This window comes from Clostridium sp. Marseille-P7770 (genome assembly GCF_902143525.1).
Classification (GTDB): domain Bacteria; phylum Bacillota; class Clostridia; order Lachnospirales; family Lachnospiraceae; genus Pilosibacter.
Genome location: NZ_CABFVC010000002.1, coordinates 647,015 through 665,645 on the forward strand (window position 1 = coordinate 647,015; position 18,631 = coordinate 665,645).

The window sequence follows — 18,631 nt, forward strand, 5'->3', positions numbered from 1 at the left end:
TGTGCTATGATGATACCACGAATATTTCAGCAGATCGCAAAAGCGCGGGGCGCAGAGCGATCGGGTATCGGATAATGAATTTAAGGTGAATGAATATATGAGAGAACGGATCATGCGCCTTTCCAGAGGAATCGTGGACGCGGAGACGCCGAAGCTGTTCCTTGAACCTGCGAAGGTCGAGGAGACTCTGGGGAGCGATACAGTTTATAAAAGAGAACTATACCTGGCAAGCGAGAATAATTTGTATATCAAAGGTCTTGCCTACTCAAGCCACAGCCGTGTAAGGATCTTAAAGAGTGCCTTCGGAGGCTTAAGAAACCATGTTGTCTACGAGGTCGACACCTCCTGGTGCGAGAACGGAGACCTGATCAGGGGAAACTTCACGCTTGTCACGAACAGCGGAGAACTGGAGGTTCCTTTTCTTTTTCGTGTCGAGATGATCGAGTCCGTCCGTGTCCTGTCAACCCTGAAGACGATGGAAGACTTTGTGGAGCTGGCGAAAAGAGATATGGATCTGGCGCTGCGACTTATGGAGTACCGGGATTTTACGGAAGCGCCGTTCTTTAAGGACCTGAAGATCCGCACGATCTATGAGGGATTGAAGGGACATGGAAACCGCCAGAATGCATTGGAAGAGTTCTTCCTGGCAGCAGGCGTGAAGGAGCCGATCGAACTGACTCTTTCGACGGCGAAAAAGGTCTACGACAGACCGAAGGATATCGTGAGCGATAAAGTAGTCCTCCGGAAGAACACCTGGGGATATATCTATATGGAAGTCCGCGCTGACGGCGATTTCATCGAGATCCCGAAAAAAGTCATCACTCAGGCGGATTTTGAGGATGACCGTCTGGATCTCCGCTTCCGGATCCATCCGGAGCGGATGCACCGCGGAAAGAACCTGGGTGCGATCCGTCTTCTCACGGTCCACGGAGATACGGTGATCCGGATCGAGGCGATGGGAGAAGAACCGGAGAAAAAGCGCGCCGAGGGCGAGATCAGCAAGGCCGGTGTCTGCCGGTATATGAAACTCCGCGAAGCTTATGAGAGCGGACTTTACGACAAAAAACTCGTTCTCGGAAAGATCCAGAATGAGCTGGATGCGATCCGCGGCGCAAACGGCGGTTCCGTGATCCTGTCCTTACTCCAGGCGGAGACGTATCTGGATGCGGGAAGACCGGATCAGGCAGCGTTATGCCTGGATGATTCCTGGGAGACGGTCGCGGCTCTGAGAGACCGTCTCGGAACACTTTACTGCTACTATCAGTACCTTCAGTACCGGTTGGAGCCGGATGAGGAGAAAAAGGACGCGGTGATCCGCCTGTTCCGGAAGAAACTGGAGGATGCCAACGGAAGATTTTATCTGCAGCTTTTACAGCTGAAAATGATGCCGGAGATGTATGAGGAGGAGGAAGCGCTCGCGGAGAGCTTTAAGATGCAGTATAAGAACGGCTGCCGCAGCCCGTTCCTCTATATCGAGACGATCCGGCTTTTCGGGAAGAACCCGGAGCTTTTAAAGACGATGGATGTCTTTGAGATCCACGCTCTCTACTACGGGGCGATGAACGGACTTGTGGGGGAGGAACTGGCGGAGCGGATCTGTGCGCTGGCGCCGGGGGCGAAATTCTTTCACCGCCTGTATTACAGACTGCTCGCAAAGCTTTATGAAAAGTATCCGACGAAGGAGATGCTGACTGCGGTATGCTGTCTCCTGATCAAGGGAAATGTCCGCGGAAAAGAGAGCTTTTCGTGGTATGAAAAGGGGATCAGCCAGGAGATCAGTCTCACGAGGATCTATGAATATTTCCTCTATGCGCTTCCGGATTCCTACGAGCAGATGATGCCGCGCCAGGTCCTTTTATACTTCTCCTACGAGAGCGCCCACCTGGACCAGAAGAGCCGGGCGGCTCTCTACGCGAACGTGGCTGCCTATATTCCTCAGGATGATCCGCTCTATAAAAAATACGAGCGCGAGATGGAAAAGTTTGCCATGGAGCAGCTGTTCGAGTCCCGGATCAATAAGAGACTCGCGGTGATCTACAAACATATCATCTACCGGGACATCATCGATGAACAGGTGGCGCGGGTCTTACCGGGGATCTTAAAGGCGAACCGGATCCGGGTCAAAGATTCGGCGATGAAATATGTGATCGTCTCCAACGAGATCCTGACCGGCGAGGACGCTTACCCACTGCAGGACCAGACGGCCTATGTGCCGCTGTTTTTTGAGGACAGTGTGATCATGTTCCAGGATACCTTCGGAAACAGGTATCTGGACGTGGAATATACGAAAGAACCGGTTCTCGACGAGAAAGAACTGGAAGAAAAATGCTTTGAGATGTATCCGGAGCACCCGATGTTAAAGATGAAGGCGTGCCTGGAGATCATGAAGAAAAAAGATCTCGATAAAGAGGATGTGACTGAGCTCGAGACGGCTCTGGACAACCTCCCGGTGAAACCTGCCTATCAGCAGAAGATGCTGACGAGGATCATTTCCTATTACCGCGCGGCTCTCTCAGGCGATGATGAGGTGATGGACGCGGAGGGCGGTGCGTACCTCTTAAAACTTGATAAAAAGACACTCTCCAGACCGGAGCGTGTGGATGTCTGCGAGACGCTGATCGTCCAGAGTTACATGGTCCAGGCCTACGAGATGATCAAAGAGTTCGGCGAGGAGCAGATCCGCGTGAAACGGCTTGCGGCCCTTGTATCCCAGCTGATCCTGGACCGGATGTTCGAGGAGGATGAGCTGCTTCTCCACCTCGCGGGCCGCGTATTCGCGGACGGTCACGGAGACAGCGTGATCCTTGATTATCTCTGTGAACATTATAACGGCAGCGGCGAATCCATGTACCGGATCCTTGCGGAGGCTGTGAAGACCCATGTGGAGACATACGATCTGGAGGAGCGCCTGCTTGCCCAGTACCTGTTCTCCGGCTGCGAGAAACATATGGACACGGTATTTGATCTCTATGCGTCGAGAAAAGAGACCAGCGATGTGATCGTGAAGGCGTACTTTACGGTGAAGTGTACGGAGTATTTCCTGCGGGATGTCGTCCCGGGGGATAAAGTGTTTGCGTACCTGGAAGGCGCGATCCATGGGATGGAGCTTCGGAAAGTCCCGGAAATCTATCTTCTGGCGCTGGCAAAATTCTACTCTGCCCAGGCATCCATCTCCGAGGAGCAGAAAGAGCTTCTCTCCCGGATGATGGATATTCTCTCCGCACGCGGCATGGTATTTGCGTGGTATAAGGATCTGGCGAGATATGTGGAAATGCCGGGCGAAGTCATGGACAAGGAGATCATTGAGTACCATGGACGGCCGGACGGAAGACCGATCTTAAAGATCCGGATCCTGCCGGATGAGGAAGAGTTCCATGAGGAAGAGATGAACATGGTCTATAAGGGGATTTATGTGCGTCAGAAGCTCTTATTTGACGGCGAGATCATGGAATACGAGATCTGGGAGAATGAGGACGGAACGATGGTGAAGAAGGCGGAGGGCGAAGTGACCTGCAGCGAACCGGCGACCGGGGACAAAGGCAACCGCTTTACGGCTCTGAATTCCATGAATCTCTATCTCGGAATGAAGGATGACCGAAAATTGAAAGAAAGCATGACAGAATATGTGACGGACAGTCAGATCGCGAAAAAGCTGTTCCGTCTGGCGTAACGAGGACAAAGGAATGGAGAAACTGATCATTGGCATCGACCTCTGCGATAACTACACCCAGGCAGCTGTCCTGGGGCGTGAGGATGCGTGGATGCTCCCGACCGTCATCTGCAGAAAGAAGGCTGCGGAAGAGTGGTATGTGGGGGAAGATGCGTACAAATATACGCTGGTGGGCGAGGGAGTCATCGTTGACAAGCTCCTTAGCCTGGCGGCAAAAGAAGGAACGTCCACTATCGGAGGCGTGAAATACGGCGGAATGGAGCTGCTGCAGAGATTCCTGGGCAGCATCCTCGCCATGGTCCGGGCAGAGTACGGCGGGCAGAAGATCGACGAGCTGGTCATCAGCCTGAAAAACATGGAGATGAAGCTTTTAGAAGGTCTTACGGCCAGCGTGGAGGCCCTCGGCGTTCCGAAGGGATGCATTCATATCGCAAGCCACACGGAATGTTTTGTCCACTATGTGTTAAACCAGAGGAGAGACGTCTGGGGAGGCCAGGTGGGGATGTTCTCCCTGTCGGATGAAGATCTGCGCTACTATGAACTGAAGGTCACGAGAGGACCCCGCCAGATGACGGCCATGGCGGAGCACGAGGAGCTGGAAGAGGGCTTTAGCCTGAGCGTCCTGGATACAGGCTCCGGGGCAAAGATGGCGGATAAGATCCTCTGCGCCTGCGGGGAGCGTTTTCTGCAGAAAAAGATCTTTTCCTCGATCTTCCTGACGGGAAAAGGCTTTGCGAGAACAGACTGGGCGCCGGAATTCATGAAACAGATCTGCAACAGGAGAAGAGTCTTTGTGGAGACGGCTCTCTTTGCGAAGGGCGCTGCCATGAAGGCGGAGGAATACTTAAATGAGAGCGATTCCCCGTCATTTGTCTGCCTCTGTGAGGGCAAATTATGGTCCACGGTCTCCATGGAGGTCATGAAGCGGGACGCGAAGTCGGAGCTCGTCCTGGCATCTGCCGGTGAGAGCTGGTATGAGGCGAGAAGTGTGGTCGAAGTGATCCCGGACGGGGAGCGTGCGATCACGTTTACGATCACGCCGCAGCAGGAGCCGAAAAAGAAACGCCAGGTGAAGGTTGCCCTTGACGGATTCCCGGAGCGTCCGAATAAGACGACGAAGATCCGGGTGGCTGTCGGCTTCCTCGATGAGAAGACGATGGTGGTCAAGCTCACAGACCAGGGATTCGGGGAGCTGTTCCCGAGGACGGACGCGGTGGTCCGTCAGGAGGTGACGTTATGAGTCTGATTCTCTGCAGACAGGAGCCTGTGAAGATTCCTCTTTATATCGAAGATCTTGGGATCCATATCTATTCTTCCCAGGAGCTCTGCTATGTGATCTACAATAACCCGCTGCTGGTTCTGGAGGACTTTATCGACAGTCGCCTCACGGAGTTCCTCCGGAGTGAGCTGCGCATGCCGTTCCTCGCGGAGAAGATCGAAAAATGGATGGAGAGCCGCAGTGCGACGGAGGAGATCCTGTATCTGATCCTTCAGGAGTGCAACTATTATTCCCCGAAGGAGCAGGCTGCTTACCGTCAGACGGTAAACGGATTAAAGAAGCTCACGGAGGAAGAATACAAGAAACGCCGTGCGGATTATTTTTACGGTCTTGATCTCTTCGGAAAAGCAGTCACGATCTACGAGCAGATCTTAGACGGGGCAGGACGCCATCTCTCCGGGGATTTCCGCGGGAAAGTCTGGAACAACATTGCAGCCTGCTATGCGAAGCTTTTCTGCTACCAGAAGGCGATGCATGCCTACGAGAACGCCTGGAATGCAAAGGCGGAGGCGGAGTATGTGAAGCGCATGTACTTCCTCACGGCGCTGAATCCGGAGCTCAAATTAAAAGATAAGTTCCAGGAGATGATCGGGGAGGACGACAAGGAAGTCTGGGATCAGGAAGTGAAGGAGGCAAGGGAAGAGGCGGAAAAAGCGCCGGAGACCTTAAAACTTGCCGCTGTGTTCGAGAAAGACCCGGCCGGCCGGATCGCGGCGGCGGGGGATGTGCTGAACCGCTGGAAGATGGAATACAGGAGAATGCTGTAAGATCATTTTCACGGGCAGAAGTTTTTGGACCGGAAAATCCTGTGTGATACAGGGACAGTGGTGGATTTTGCTGACTTTTTCCTTGACAATTTATCAGGATTCTACTATATTAGGAAAGAGCAGTCGGAAAATATTTGCGGCTGTGAAGCGAACCGGATGAAAGAAAGAGCCGGTCTGGGAAACAAGTGAAAAGCTGGGAAGAAGAGGAGTACATTTTTTGCGCCTCCAGAGAGAACTGTCCATTGGCTGGAAGACGGTTTGGGAATGCGGAAATGGAAGGTAGCTTCGGAGCCGGAGCAGTGAACGGAAAGTAGCTGTTCCCGGGGAGAAACCTCGTTAAGAACAAATGAGATACTGTCTGAAGGATCGGAAGGTCCTGGGGATGGTGAATAAAGGTGGTAACGCGGTGATTCGCCCTTTGCATGAATGTGCAGAGGGCGTTTTTTGTTTTAGCAGGAAAGTCCGGCAGGATTTCTGGAAAAACAAAAGACACCGGCAACAGGAGTACAAAACGATGACAAAGAAAGATTCCAAACAGAAAAAAGTACAGATCACAAACTGCGAGACCTGCGCCTTTTACACATATGATGAAGAGTATGGCTACTACGTCTGCGAGGCGGATCTGGACGAGGACGAGATGTCTGCGTTCCTTCGGGGAAGTGATTTTTCCTGCGGGTTCTACCAGCTTGATGATGAATATGCCATCGTAAGAAAACAGATGTAGAAAAGAATAAGGAGAAGACCATGAAAGAACTGGAAAAGACCTACAATCCGGCGGACATTGAAGACCGCCTGTACCAGAAATGGCTGGACAACAAGTATTTCCATGCAGATGCGGAGAGAGGAAGACGTGAGGGCAAGAAGCCGTTCACGATCGTAATGCCGCCGCCAAACATCACAGGACAGCTTCATATGGGCCACGCTCTTGACAACACGATGCAGGATATCCTGATCCGTTACAAGAGAATGCAGGGCTACGAGGCACTCTGGCAGCCGGGTACTGACCACGCAGCCATCGCTACCGAGGTCAAGGTCATCGACAAGTTAAAGAAAGAGGGCATCAATAAGAACGACCTCGGACGTGAGGGATTCTTAAAAGAGGCCTGGAAGTGGAAAGAGGAGTACGGCACAAGGATCATCAAGCAGCTCCACAAACTCGGTTCCTCCGCGGATTGGGACAGAGAGCGCTTCACGATGGACGCAGGCTGCTCCGAGGCTGTTTTAGAGGTATTTACACGCCTCTATGAGAAAGGATATATCTATAAAGGATCCAGGATTATCAACTGGTGCCCGGTCTGCAAGACATCCATCTCCGACGCTGAGGTTGAGCACAAGGAGCAGGACGGCTTCTTCTGGCACATCAACTACCCGATCGTAGGCGAAGAGGGAAGATTCGTTGAGATTGCGACGACAAGACCGGAGACACTGCTTGGCGATACAGCCGTTGCCGTAAATCCGGAGGACGAGCGCTACAAAGACATCATCGGAAAGATGTTAAAGCTTCCGCTCACAGACCGCGAGATCCCGGTGATCGCAGATGAGTATGTTGATAAGGAATTCGGAACCGGCTGCGTAAAGATCACACCGGCCCACGACCCGAACGACTTCGAGGTCGGAAAACGCCACAACCTGGAAGAGATCTGCATCATGAACGATGACGCGACCATCAATGTTCCGGGCAAGTACTTCGGCATGGACCGCTACGAGGCGAGAAAAGCCATGGTCGAGGACTTAAAGGAAATGGGCCTTCTCGTAAAAATCGTTCCGCACAGCCACAACGTTGGTACCCACGACCGCTGCGGCACAACCGTAGAGCCGATGGTAAAACCGCAGTGGTTTGTAAAGATGGATGAGATGGCAAAACCGGCCATCGAGGCATTAAAGAGCGGCAAATTAAGATTCGTTCCGGAGAGTTTCGGTAAGACATATCTCCACTGGCTTGAGGGGATCCGCGACTGGTGTATCTCCAGACAGCTCTGGTGGGGACACAGGATCCCGGCTTACTACTGCGAAGAGTGCGGTGAGATGACGGTTGCAAAGATGATGCCGGAGAAGTGCCCGAAATGCGGCTGCACACACTTAAAGCAGGATGAGGACACCCTCGATACCTGGTTCTCCTCCGCATTATGGCCGTTCTCCACACTGGGCTGGCCGAAGGAGACCGACGAGATGAAGTATTTCTATCCGACAGACGTTCTCGTTACCGGATACGACATCATCTTCTTCTGGGTTATCCGTATGGTATTCTCCGGACTTGAGCAGACAGGCGAGTGCCCGTTCAACACCGTCCTGATCCACGGTCTTGTCCGCGATTCCCAGGGACGCAAGATGAGTAAGTCCTTAGGAAACGGGATCGATCCGCTGGAAGTCATCGACAAGTACGGTGCAGATGCTCTCCGTATGACTCTTATGACAGGAAATGCTCCTGGAAACGATATGCGTTTCTACTGGGAGAGAGTCGAGGCGAGCAGAAACTTCGCAAACAAGGTATGGAACGCGAGCCGTTTCATCATGATGAATATCGAGAAGGCACCGGCAGGCGAGGCGAAGCTCAGTGACCTTACGGCAGCAGATAAATGGATCCTCTCCAAGGTCAATGATCTTGCGAAGGAAGTTACGGAAAACATGGACAAGTACGAGCTCGGAATCGCTCTCCAGAAGGTCTACGACTTCGTATGGGAGGAATTCTGTGACTGGTACATCGAGATGGTAAAACCGCGTCTCTGGAACGATGAGGACCGGACGAAGGCGGCTGCGATCTGGACCTTAAAGACGGTTCTGATCAATTCCTTAAAGCTCTTACATCCGTTTATGCCGTTTATCACAGAAGAGATCTTCTGCAATTTACAGGACGAGGAGCCGTCCATCATGATCTCCTCCTGGCCGGTATATAAGGAAGAGTGGAACTTCGCGGCAGACGAGCACGCGGTAGAGGTCATCAAAGAGGCTGTCCGCGCGATCCGTAATGTGCGCACATCCATGAACGTTCCGCCGAGCAGAAAGGCAAAAGTATTTGTTGTAACTGAGGATGCCGATCTCACAGATATCTTCGAGAACAGCCGCGTATTCTTCAGTACCCTTGCTTCCGCCAGCGAGGTAGTGATCCAGAAGGATAAGACAGGAATCGGTGAGGACGCTGTATCCGCAGTGATCCCGAAGGCAGCGATCTATATGCCGTTTGCGGAGCTTGTTGATATCGAGAAGGAGACGGAGCGCCTGAAGAAGGAAGAGGAGCGTCTTACGAAGGAGCTTGCGCGTGTAAACGGAATGCTTGCGAATGAGAAGTTTGTGAGCAAGGCGCCGCAGGCGAAGATCGATGAGGAGAGAGCGAAGCTTCAGAAGTATACAGAGATGATGGAGCAGGTGAAGACTCGGTTGGCGCAGCTTGGAAAGTAAGTGATAGCGCGAAAGTGCTGATGATATAGGGGGCAGCCGCAGGTGTTTATTACCTGTGGCTGTTCTGTTTTGAAGGGAAGGTTGCCTGAGAGGTTGGCGGAAGTACGCGGTGAGCATCCGGACAGGAGTGCCCGGGGATGCGGGGATGGTTCCTCTAAGCTCCCGGGCGACTGCTAAAGGCGGAAAAAAGATGACACAACTCGCTTCGCTCAAACAAGTGTCATCTTTTTTCCAACGCATTCACCCGCGAGCTAAGAGGAAGCCAGATCCCCGGATCAAGGGCACTCCTGTCCGGATGCTCACCGCTGGTGGCTGGCATTATATGTGGGGCGCTCGCTGACGCTTTGCCTGGTGGTGGTTGGAGATTGTAGGTGGAGCGCTCGCAGACGCTTTGCTTGGTGGTGAGTTTTGCTGGAATGCGTCGAATTGTTCCGACAGGTTCAGGTTGCAAATTTGATGAGAAACGGGTATCATATGTGGGAGAAGCAGGTCACGACGAGGAGGAGTTTTCTTGGAGTACATAACGATGCAGGACGCGTGGGATCAGATCGAGGCTATTCCGGGGTATGCGAGGAAGAAGAGCGGGATCCCGAAGATACGGGAGTTTCTCGGGCTTTTGGGCGATCCGGACCGGGAGTTTCAGGTGATCCATGTTGCCGGGACGAACGGAAAGGGTTCGGTTTGTGCTTTTTTGACATCGATGCTCTGCGAAGCGGGAATCCCGTGCGGAACGTTTGTTTCGCCGCATCTGGTGGATATCCGGGAGCGGTTTCTGATCGGCGGGGTGATGGTCCCGGAGACGGATTTTGTAAGGGCGTTTCTGGAGGTGCAGGCTGTCTGTGAGAAATGGACTGCGCGGGAAGAGCTTCATCCTACCTACTTTGAGTTTTTGTTTTACATGGGACTTTGTATTTTCCGGAATGCCGGTGTGAGGGTTCTGGTCCTGGAGACCGGGATGGGAGGTACATATGATGTGACGAACGTGGTGGAGGATCCGCTTGTTTCGGTCATCACGTCCATCAGCATCGATCACACGGCGTTTCTGGGATCGACGATCGCGGAGATCGCGGCGCACAAGGCGGGGATCATAAAGCGAGGCCATCCTGTGGTATATGACTGCAGTTCTCCGGAGGCGGCAGCGGTGATTTCTGCGAAGGCTGAGGAGCTGGGAGTACAAAAGTTTCCTGTGACGCCGGAGACGGCAGGTCGCGGGATCCGAACCCGTCTCGCGGGTATGGAGGCTGATACGGCTGCCCGGCTGGACAGAAATCTGCTGGAGTTGTCTTACCGCGGAAGAGAAGTGCTGTTTGAGATCCCGTTTGAGGCGCCTTACCAGTTTATGAACGCGGCGCTGGCGATCCGGGCGTTAGATGTCTCGGGACTTCCTGTGACACCGGAGCAGGCGAAGGCAGGGGTTCGGAAAGCAAAATGGCCCGCGCGGATGGAACAGATCTGTCCGGGTGTGTACCTCGACGGGGCGCACAATGAGGATGGAATCCGGGCGTTCTTGGATGCGGCCTGCAGGCTGAAGGAATTGCGGGATCCGGATCATGTGAGGATCCTGTTTGCGGTCTCCGCGGACAAGAAGTACCCGGAGATGCTGGCTGAGATCAGAGAGCGTCTGCAGCCGGATTTCTGGATCCTTGCGAAGATGGAGTCCCATCGGACGCTTTCCGTCAGGGAACTGGAGGAGGCGGCAAAAGTGCTTGCCGATCAGGAATGCGGGAAAAAAACGGAAATCCTGGTTTGTCCGGATGTGAAAGAGGCGTTAAACCGTCTGTTCCGCATTCACGGGGAACATGATCTGACTTTGATCGCCGGATCGCTGTATCTGGCAGGGGAAGTGAAGGAGTGTTTCGGGAACTCAGGCAGAGAAAAGTGATAACGGATGCCGCGGAAGATACGAAAGCGGCAGCAGGAGCGGCGGTCTCGTGCATGGAACGGACTGCAGCGATAAAGGAGAGACAGATATGATCAATTTTGAAGAAGAGATCGAGCGTTTTAAACCGAGTCTGGAGGTCGAGGCGGTCAGCGATGCGATCGTAAAGAGTGACCTCACAGATATGGCTGACATCATGATGGACATCATGAAGGATATCAAGAAGGAAAAGTAATATATGGATGAAATGCAGAAGATCCAGTACGCGGCGAACAGCTATTATAACCGCGGTCTGGAAATGGCAAAGGAGAGAAACCTTTCCGGGGCGGCGAGATTTTTAAAGCGCGCCCTGCAGTTTAATAAATACCACACGGATGCCAGAAACCTTCTGGGACTCATCTTTTACGAGATGGGGGAGACGTCGGATGCGCTGATCCAGTGGGTCATCAGCATCAATCTCCAGCCGGACAACAACCGCGCGGACCATTACCTTGATGAGGTGCAGAGAAAGCCGGGACAGCTGGAGATCGCGAGCCAGATGGTGAAGAAATTCAACCAGGCGCTGTTTTATGCGCAGAATGACAGCGATGATCTCGCTGTCCTGCAGTTAAAGAGGATCGTCGATGAGAAGCCGAATTTCGTGAAGGCACATCTGCTCCTCGCGCTCCTCTACATGGAGCACGGCGATTATGTGAAGGCAGGAAAGTCCCTGTTCAAGGTGCTCCAGATCGACAACAACAACGAGAAGGCCACCCGGTACATGGAGTATGTAAAAGAGCATACCGGAAAGGCGGAGGTGGAAAAGAGAAAACTGAAAAATGCGTTCTCCCACCGGGAAATGCAGGATGATGATGTAATCCTGCCGCCGACTTATAAGGAGAATACAGGCTGGCAGTCGATCATCAATATCGGCATCGGTCTTGTCCTGGGCGCGGTCATGGTCGTATTCCTCATCATGCCGGCGAGAGAGCGGGCGCTCAATTATGAACATAATCAGGAGATGCAGTCCTACACGGATAAGCTGAATCTCGCAAACCAGGAGACGGACAAGTTAAAGCTCCAGGTTGAGGATTACCAGAAGCAGAAGGAGGACGCGGAAGGTCAGTTAAATGACCTGAAGGGGGATTCCGGAAGCACGGTAAACCAGTATGCGACACTCGCAAAGATCCTCGATGCGTACCGAAAAGGGGACATGAACACAGCTGTTTTAAGCTATGTGGATATGGATCAGTCGAAGATCACGGACGACAGTTCTGTGGCGATCTTAAATGAGATCAAAGCGGACATGGACACAAATGCCCCGGCGGTCCTTATGGCGGCTGCTGCTCAGTCCACAGCTGCCGGTGACTATGACACAGCGCTCCACTATTATGAAAAATACATGGAGATCGACGACAAGAACCCGGAAGTCATCTACGACATGGGAATGGTGTACAAGTCAAAGGGCGACACCGACAATGCGAACCAGATGTTCGGACAGGTCATCATGAACTTTGCGGATTCGGAGTTTGCGGAGAAGGCGAAGACGGAGCGGGGATACTAGAAATCAAATAAAAATGATCAAGAGACTTTACAGAAGAAAAGCTGTGAGGTCTCTTTTTGTTTGGCCGGAAATAATCGATTATAGAAAAGGAGAGGGAGAACATATGGAAGATTCATTTGTATACGAGGCGAAAGGTCCGACACTCATCATTCATCTGCCGAAGGAGTTTGACCACCATAACTGCAGGAATCTGCGGTATGAGACGGATCTTCTGATGGCGGAAAATTATGTTTCCAGGATCATCTTTGATTTTACGCGGACGCGGTTTATGGACAGCTCCGGCATCGGAGTCCTCTTAAACCGCTACAAGCAGATGAAGGCGGGCCACACAAGCTTTTACGGCGCCTGCCCGCAGGTCATGCGCGTTCTGAAGGTTGCGGGGATCCTGGGACTGATGCACCAGTATGAGTCAAAGGAAGAAGCGATCTACAGCAGGGAGGTATAGGTATGGAGACGACGGTGAAGAATGTGCAGAATGGGAAAGGCGAGGAGACGGCGGCGTGTGAGACGATGGAGCTCGTGATGGAGAGCCGGTCCGAGAATGAGGAGTTTGCGAGAGTTGTCGCGGCTGTCTTTGCGAGCCGCCTGGATCCGACCCTGGAAGAGCTGGATGACATCAAAACGGCAGTCTCGGAGGCGGTAACGAATGCGGTGATCCACGGATACCGGGGCGGGAAAGGGAAAATAACTCTCGCTGCGACAGCATGGGAGAAAGAGCGGCTGTTTTCCGTGACAGTCCGGGACGAGGGCGTCGGGATCGCGGATGTGGAGCAGGCGATGGAGCCGATGTTCACGACATGCCCGGAGGACGGTCGGTCCGGCATGGGATTTTCCTTCATGGAGGCGTTTATGGACCAGGTGGAGGTCGTCTCCGCGCCGGGAAAGGGAACCTCCGTCACGATGAAAAAGAAGATCGGCAGGTGACGGGATGGCGGACACTGCGGAACTTTTAAAACGTTCACACGCAGGGGATAAAGAGGCGAGAGACCGGCTCGTTATGGAGAATGCAGGACTTGTCTGGAGTATTGTAAAGAGGTTTGCGGGCCGTGGAACGGAAGTGGAAGATCTGTTCCAGATCGGAAATATCGGGCTCATGAAGGCCATTGACCGGTTTGACACAGAGCTTGGCGTCCAGTTTTCAACGTATGCGGTACCGATGATCCTCGGGGAGATCCGCCGGTTTCTCCGCGACGACGGCATGATCAAGGTCAGCAGGCCATTAAAGGAGCTTGCCGGGAAGGTCGGAGCGGCGAGAGAGAAGCTGGAAGCGGATCTCGGGAGAGAGCCGACCGTGGAGGAACTTGCAAAGTCCGTGGGGGCGAGCCGTGAGGAGGTGGCGGCATCCATGGAAGCCGGGGCGAGAGTTGGCTCCATCTATGAACCGTTTGATCCCGGGGACGGGAACGGCGGCTGCCTGGCCGATAAGATCGCGGAAAAGACATCAGAGAACGACCGCGTCCTGGACAGGCTCGTTTTGTCAGAGCTTCTCTCTGACCTCGGAGAGCGGGAACAGCAGCTCATAAAGCTGCGCTATTTTGAAAACCAGACCCAGACTGCAATCGCATCCCGACTTGGAATTTCACAGGTTCAGGTGTCACGGCTGGAGAAGAAGATCCTGCGGGAGATGCGGGAGAGGATGATGGGGTGAAGGGTACTGTTTTGCACGAGAATAATCGTTGAGAAAAATCCGGTGCGGCGTGGGTCAGTCTCATGTTGCATCGGATTTTTTGTGTACTTTCGGTTTATATTTTATTATGGTAGAATAGAGCAAAGAAAAGTCGGTTCGATTTCGACCGAAGTCTGGTCGGGGTGTAAGAACATGAAGAGCAGAATTGGTAAAATTCTTTTCGTGAGGGAATGAAGAGGAATAAAACAGGTTTGCAGCGGATGGGAAAGGCAGGATTTAAAATTATGATATTACAAGATAAATACCGGTTATCATTTGATGGTCAGGTCAATGAGGCAATTAACAATGAGTTTCCATATTATGTATTTGAAATGAAATGTGACATCGATATGGAGAAACTTGAAATTGCAGTCAACAAAGTGGTCGCATATCATCCGGTATTTAAGATGAAATTAAAAAAGGAGAAACGGTTATATTACCTTGTGCCGGATGATTCTCCGATAAAAATAGCGATCAGTGACTGGAAAGAAAATATCACATACGGAACCAGGGAGTATAACGGTTATCCATGGCTGATTGCGGCAGGTGGAAACCGTATGATCTTTACATGTACACATTGTTTATGCGATGGAATGGGTGCAATCTCATTTCTCAAAACCGTCATGACCATTTATCTCATGAATAAAGGGTTCATTTCAAAGAGAAAAATTGATATTTCAGAAGATGCGATTCAAAAAACGATGGAGGACTCGTTCGAGAAAAACGCTGGAGTAGGAATAAAAGTCCCCTATAATGTCAGAAAAGCAGAAAAAGCAAGCAGGGTATCCAAAACAATGTTTGAAAAAGATGGGGCAAAAAAATCGCTGTATCGGTTTAAAATCCCCCAGAATGAAATAAAGAGGCTTACCGATCAGACAGAAACAACTACGTTTGCAGTGATTTCTTCCATACTTGCAAAGACATTTGCCAAAACATTAAAAAAAGAGATAGGCAACATAACGATCATGCTTCCTGTTAATATGCGCGGAATGTATGGCGGCGGGACGGACAGAGGGTTTGCATATACTGCCAATCTTAATTATGATATTGCAAAATGTATGAATCGACCGCTGTTTTTATCTTCGACCGCTTTCAGAAGCCAGCTGGATGCGATCATTGACAAGGACTATTTTGACTATATCCTGTCTGAAAACAAAAAAACAGACAGATATGCTCATAAAGCATCCGATCATTTTTAACATTGCGAAACTGGCGTTCTATGGGATGCTATATTCCCCAAAAGCAAGCATCATCTATACACATCTTACAAAGCTGGGACTGGATGCTGATATTGAGTCCCAGATCGAGGATTTTTATATTAGCGGCGCTTCAAAAGCAAGTCCTTTGATCGTGGCTATGACAAGTACGTTCAAGGATGAGATATCGATCACCATGGGACAGTCGATCAAGGATGATGTCTTTATAACATCTATGAAAGCAGTGCTGGATGAACTTGATGTCAAATACGAGATTGAAAAAATGGAAAGAATGCCGGCGATTTATTACTTGAAATAAAAGCAGGAAGAAAAGAGATAGAATATTGTTAGATGATTTTTGCTATGTTAAAATGAAAAAAACAAATTCTTTTCAAAATAGAGATGTGTGCATGGGCTGGTATTATAAATGCTACACACGAGTTATTAAGATGGATGTATTGGGTGAAGAGAGAGTTTTAAATATATACTCAGCATGGAGGAACGTAAAATGGCGGATAAGACAAATGCCAATATTGGCTTTGAAAAACAATTATGGGATGCGGCCTGTGTATTGTGGGGACATATTCCGGCGGCAGAATACAGAAAGGTTATTATTGGATTAATTTTCCTGCGTTATATCTCTGCAGCTTTTGATAAGCAGTATCAAAAGCTGGTTGATGAGGGAGATGGATTCGAGGATGATCGGGATGCTTACGAAATGGATAATGTGTTTTTTGTACCAGAAGAAGCGCGGTGGAGTAACATTGCATCTAAAGCACATGCACCTGAAATTGGAACAATTATTGACAATGCAATGAGAGCCATCGAAGGTGAGAATAAAAAGTTGAAAAATGTTCTGCCCAAAAATTACGCAAGTCCGGATCTGGATAAGCGGATTTTAGGTGACGTGGTCGATATTTTTACAAACAATATTGATATGAGTGACACAACTGCAAGCGAGGATTTGCTGGGTCGAACATATGAATACTGTATTGCGCAGTTTGCGGAAAAAGAAGGAGTCGGAGGAGGAGAATTCTATACGCCGTCCAGTGTGGTAAAAACACTGGTTTCCATTCTTCGCCCGTTTGGCAACTGCCGGGTATATGACTGCTGTTGTGGTTCTGGTGGTATGTTTGTGCAGAGCGAAAAATTCATTGAAGCACACGGAAATAAACGCGGCGCAATTTCTGTATATGGACAGGAAGCAAATCCAGATACGTGGAAAATGGCAAAAATGAATATGGCGATTCGGGGGATTGATGCGGATCTTGGACCATACAATGCAGATACTTTTACGAACGATCTTCATCCGACACTCAAAGCTGATTTCATTCTTGCAAATCCACCGTTCAATTATCATCCCTGGGGACAGGAAAAGCTGACCGAAGATAAGCGTTGGAAGTATGGTTTGCCGCCGGCTGGAAATGCCAACTATGCATGGATTCAGCACATGATCCATCATCTTGCACCTAATGGAAAAATTGGTTTGGTACTGGCGAATGGTGCGCTATCTACGCAGAGCAGCGGGGAAGGTGAAATCCGTAAACGAATTATTGAGGATGATCTAATTGAAGGAATCATTGCGATGCCGACACAACTTTTTTACAGTGTGACAATTCCGGTTACCCTGTGGTTTATTACGAGAGGAAAGAAGCAGTCTGGTAAAACCTTGTTTATCGATGCTCGCAAGATGGGACATATGGTTGACCGTAAACATCGTGATTTTACGGATGAGGACATTCAGAAACTGGCTGATACTTTTGAGGCATTCCAGAATGGTACGTTGGAAGATGTAAAAGGTTTTTGTAAGGTGGCAACGCTTGAAGATATCACAAAGCAGGATTATATTTTGACACCTGGACGATATGTCGGGATTGAAGAGCAGGAAGATGATGGAGAGCCGTTTGAGGAGAAGATGACTCGCCTTACTTCCGAACTTTCCGAGTTGTTTGCAAAGTCACATGAGCTGGAAGAAGAAATCAGGAAGAAGTTGGGGGCGATTGGGTATGAAGTCTGAATGGACGGTATCAACAATAGATGATGTGTGTGAACTTGTAACAGACGGGGCGCATAATAGTCCTAAAAGCGTTGAGGATGGGTACTATATGGCATCTGTCAAAGATTTTACTGCATATGGATTTGATTTTACCAATTGTAGGAAAATCGCCGAATTGGATTATTTAAAATTAAAGAAACAAGGATGTGTTCCGAATATTGGAGATATTCTTGTGGGAAAGGATGGTGCGAGGTATTTTGATGATATAATTATTTACAAGCAAAAAGAACAGCCGGCATTACTGTCGTCGATAGCCATATTAAGAGTGGACAGTATGAAAATGACATCAGAATTTTTATACTATACATTAAAATCTCCACTAGTAAAAAAAGATGTCCGTGACAACTATGGTTCTGGTTCTGCAATACCACGAATAGTTTTAAAAGATTTCAAAAGAATGCCTATTTTTTATCCAAGTATTGAAGAACAAGAGAAAATAACAAGCATAAGCGTAGCGTTGGATGAGAAAATACAGCTTAATAACGCTATAAACAAGAATTTAGAGCAGCAAGCATTAGCTCTTTTTCACTCATTATTTATTGAGAATGTTAATCCAACATGGAAAGATGGTGTGCTTTCCGACCTTGGAACTGTAGTCGCAGGTGGAACTCCATCCAAAACAAAGCCAGAATATTACTCCGAGCAAGGCATAGCATGGATCACTCCAAAGGATTTATCTCTTAACAAGTCAAAATTTATCTCTCGCGGTGAAATTGATATTTCAGAATTAGGATTTTCCAAGAGTAGTGCAACCAAAATGCCAACCGGAACAGTTTTGTTTAGTTCCAGAGCACCTATTGGGTACATTGCCATTGCTGCCAATGAAGTAACAACTAATCAGGGATTCAAATCGGTAGTTCCAAATGAAAATGTTGGTACAGCCTTTATGTATTATCTTCTGAAATTTTTATTGCCGACCATCGAGGGAATGGCTTCAGGTTCAACTTTTAAGGAAATATCAGGCGCAGGGATGAAATCTGTCCCTGTTGTAATTCCAGATAATGAGACTATCGAAAAGTTCAATGCCTTTTGTACTCCAATCTTCCAGCTGCAGGAAGTGCTTGAAGCAGAAAACTCACGACTTGCTGATATTCGAGATTCGTTGTTACCTAAGTTGATGTCTGGCCAACTTGATATATCTGCCATTGACCTCTAAGCCGCTAAATTCTTGTTTAGAAA

15 protein-coding genes and 1 other annotated feature are annotated in these 18,631 nt (G+C 49.9%); all 15 genes read left to right on the plus strand.

The window, feature by feature from the left end:
* Nucleotides 1-97 precede the first annotated feature (97 nt).
* On the plus strand, nt 98-3,670 hold the full coding sequence (locus tag FN001_RS06730; RefSeq protein ID WP_142411238.1) for a DUF5717 family protein: 3,573 nt from the start codon (nt 98-100) through the stop codon (nt 3,668-3,670).
* Between the two features lie 13 nt (nt 3,671-3,683).
* Nucleotides 3,684-4,910, plus strand: a complete 1,227-nt coding sequence (locus tag FN001_RS06735) for a DUF5716 family protein (protein WP_142411239.1) — start codon at nt 3,684-3,686, stop codon at nt 4,908-4,910.
* Nucleotides 4,907-5,716, plus strand: a complete 810-nt coding sequence (locus tag FN001_RS06740) for a hypothetical protein (RefSeq protein ID WP_142411240.1) — start codon at nt 4,907-4,909, stop codon at nt 5,714-5,716. Before FN001_RS06735 ends, FN001_RS06740 begins: the two co-directional genes overlap by 4 nt.
* Before the next feature lie 186 nt (nt 5,717-5,902).
* Nucleotides 5,903-6,138 (plus strand) — a binding site (T-box leader).
* A 92-nt stretch (nt 6,139-6,230) separates the two neighbouring features.
* A complete protein-coding gene (locus FN001_RS06745; protein WP_021906052.1) occupies nt 6,231-6,440 on the plus strand; it encodes a DUF6472 family protein in 210 nt (69 codons plus the stop codon).
* A 20-nt stretch (nt 6,441-6,460) separates the two neighbouring features.
* The gene (locus FN001_RS06750; protein WP_142411241.1) at nt 6,461-9,112 is read left to right on the plus strand and encodes a valine--tRNA ligase; all 2,652 of its coding nucleotides are present in this window, start codon (nt 6,461-6,463) and stop codon (nt 9,110-9,112) included.
* A 511-nt stretch (nt 9,113-9,623) separates the two neighbouring features.
* Entirely contained in the window at nt 9,624-10,994 is a 1,371-nt protein-coding gene (locus tag FN001_RS06755) for a bifunctional folylpolyglutamate synthase/dihydrofolate synthase (protein WP_142411242.1), read from the plus strand.
* Between the two features lie 88 nt (nt 10,995-11,082).
* Nucleotides 11,083-11,226 carry a hypothetical protein gene (locus FN001_RS18025; RefSeq protein ID WP_015554816.1) on the plus strand — a complete coding sequence of 48 codons (144 nt, stop codon included), beginning with the start codon at nt 11,083-11,085 and terminating at the stop codon, nt 11,224-11,226.
* Between the two features lie 3 nt (nt 11,227-11,229).
* Entirely contained in the window at nt 11,230-12,534 is a 1,305-nt protein-coding gene (locus FN001_RS06760; RefSeq protein ID WP_142411243.1) for a tetratricopeptide repeat protein, read from the plus strand.
* 103 nt (nt 12,535-12,637) lie between these two features.
* Nucleotides 12,638-12,979, plus strand: coding sequence for an anti-sigma factor antagonist (locus FN001_RS06765; protein ID WP_015554814.1), 342 nt, complete (start codon nt 12,638-12,640; stop codon nt 12,977-12,979).
* Between the two features lie 65 nt (nt 12,980-13,044).
* Entirely contained in the window at nt 13,045-13,458 is a 414-nt protein-coding gene (gene spoIIAB, locus FN001_RS06770) for an anti-sigma F factor (RefSeq protein WP_118297118.1), read from the plus strand.
* 4 nt (nt 13,459-13,462) lie between these two features.
* Nucleotides 13,463-14,182 (plus strand): SigB/SigF/SigG family RNA polymerase sigma factor, encoded by a 720-nt coding sequence (locus FN001_RS06775; protein ID WP_142411244.1) that lies wholly within the window; start codon nt 13,463-13,465, stop codon nt 14,180-14,182.
* 239 nt (nt 14,183-14,421) lie between these two features.
* Nucleotides 14,422-15,399 (plus strand): hypothetical protein, encoded by a 978-nt coding sequence (locus FN001_RS06780; RefSeq protein ID WP_142411245.1) that lies wholly within the window; start codon nt 14,422-14,424, stop codon nt 15,397-15,399.
* A 25-nt stretch (nt 15,400-15,424) separates the two neighbouring features.
* The gene (locus tag FN001_RS06785) at nt 15,425-15,715 is read left to right on the plus strand and encodes a hypothetical protein (RefSeq protein ID WP_142411246.1); all 291 of its coding nucleotides are present in this window, start codon (nt 15,425-15,427) and stop codon (nt 15,713-15,715) included.
* A gap of 189 nt (nt 15,716-15,904) precedes the next feature.
* Nucleotides 15,905-17,413, plus strand: coding sequence for an HsdM family class I SAM-dependent methyltransferase (locus FN001_RS06790; protein WP_142411247.1), 1,509 nt, complete (start codon nt 15,905-15,907; stop codon nt 17,411-17,413).
* Nucleotides 17,403-18,608: a restriction endonuclease subunit S gene (locus FN001_RS18395; RefSeq protein ID WP_185911855.1), complete on the plus strand. Its 1,206-nt coding sequence runs from the start codon at nt 17,403-17,405 to the stop codon at nt 18,606-18,608. The genes FN001_RS06790 and FN001_RS18395 overlap by 11 nt, the downstream gene beginning before the upstream one ends.
* The last annotated feature ends 23 nt before the right edge of the window (nt 18,609-18,631 follow it).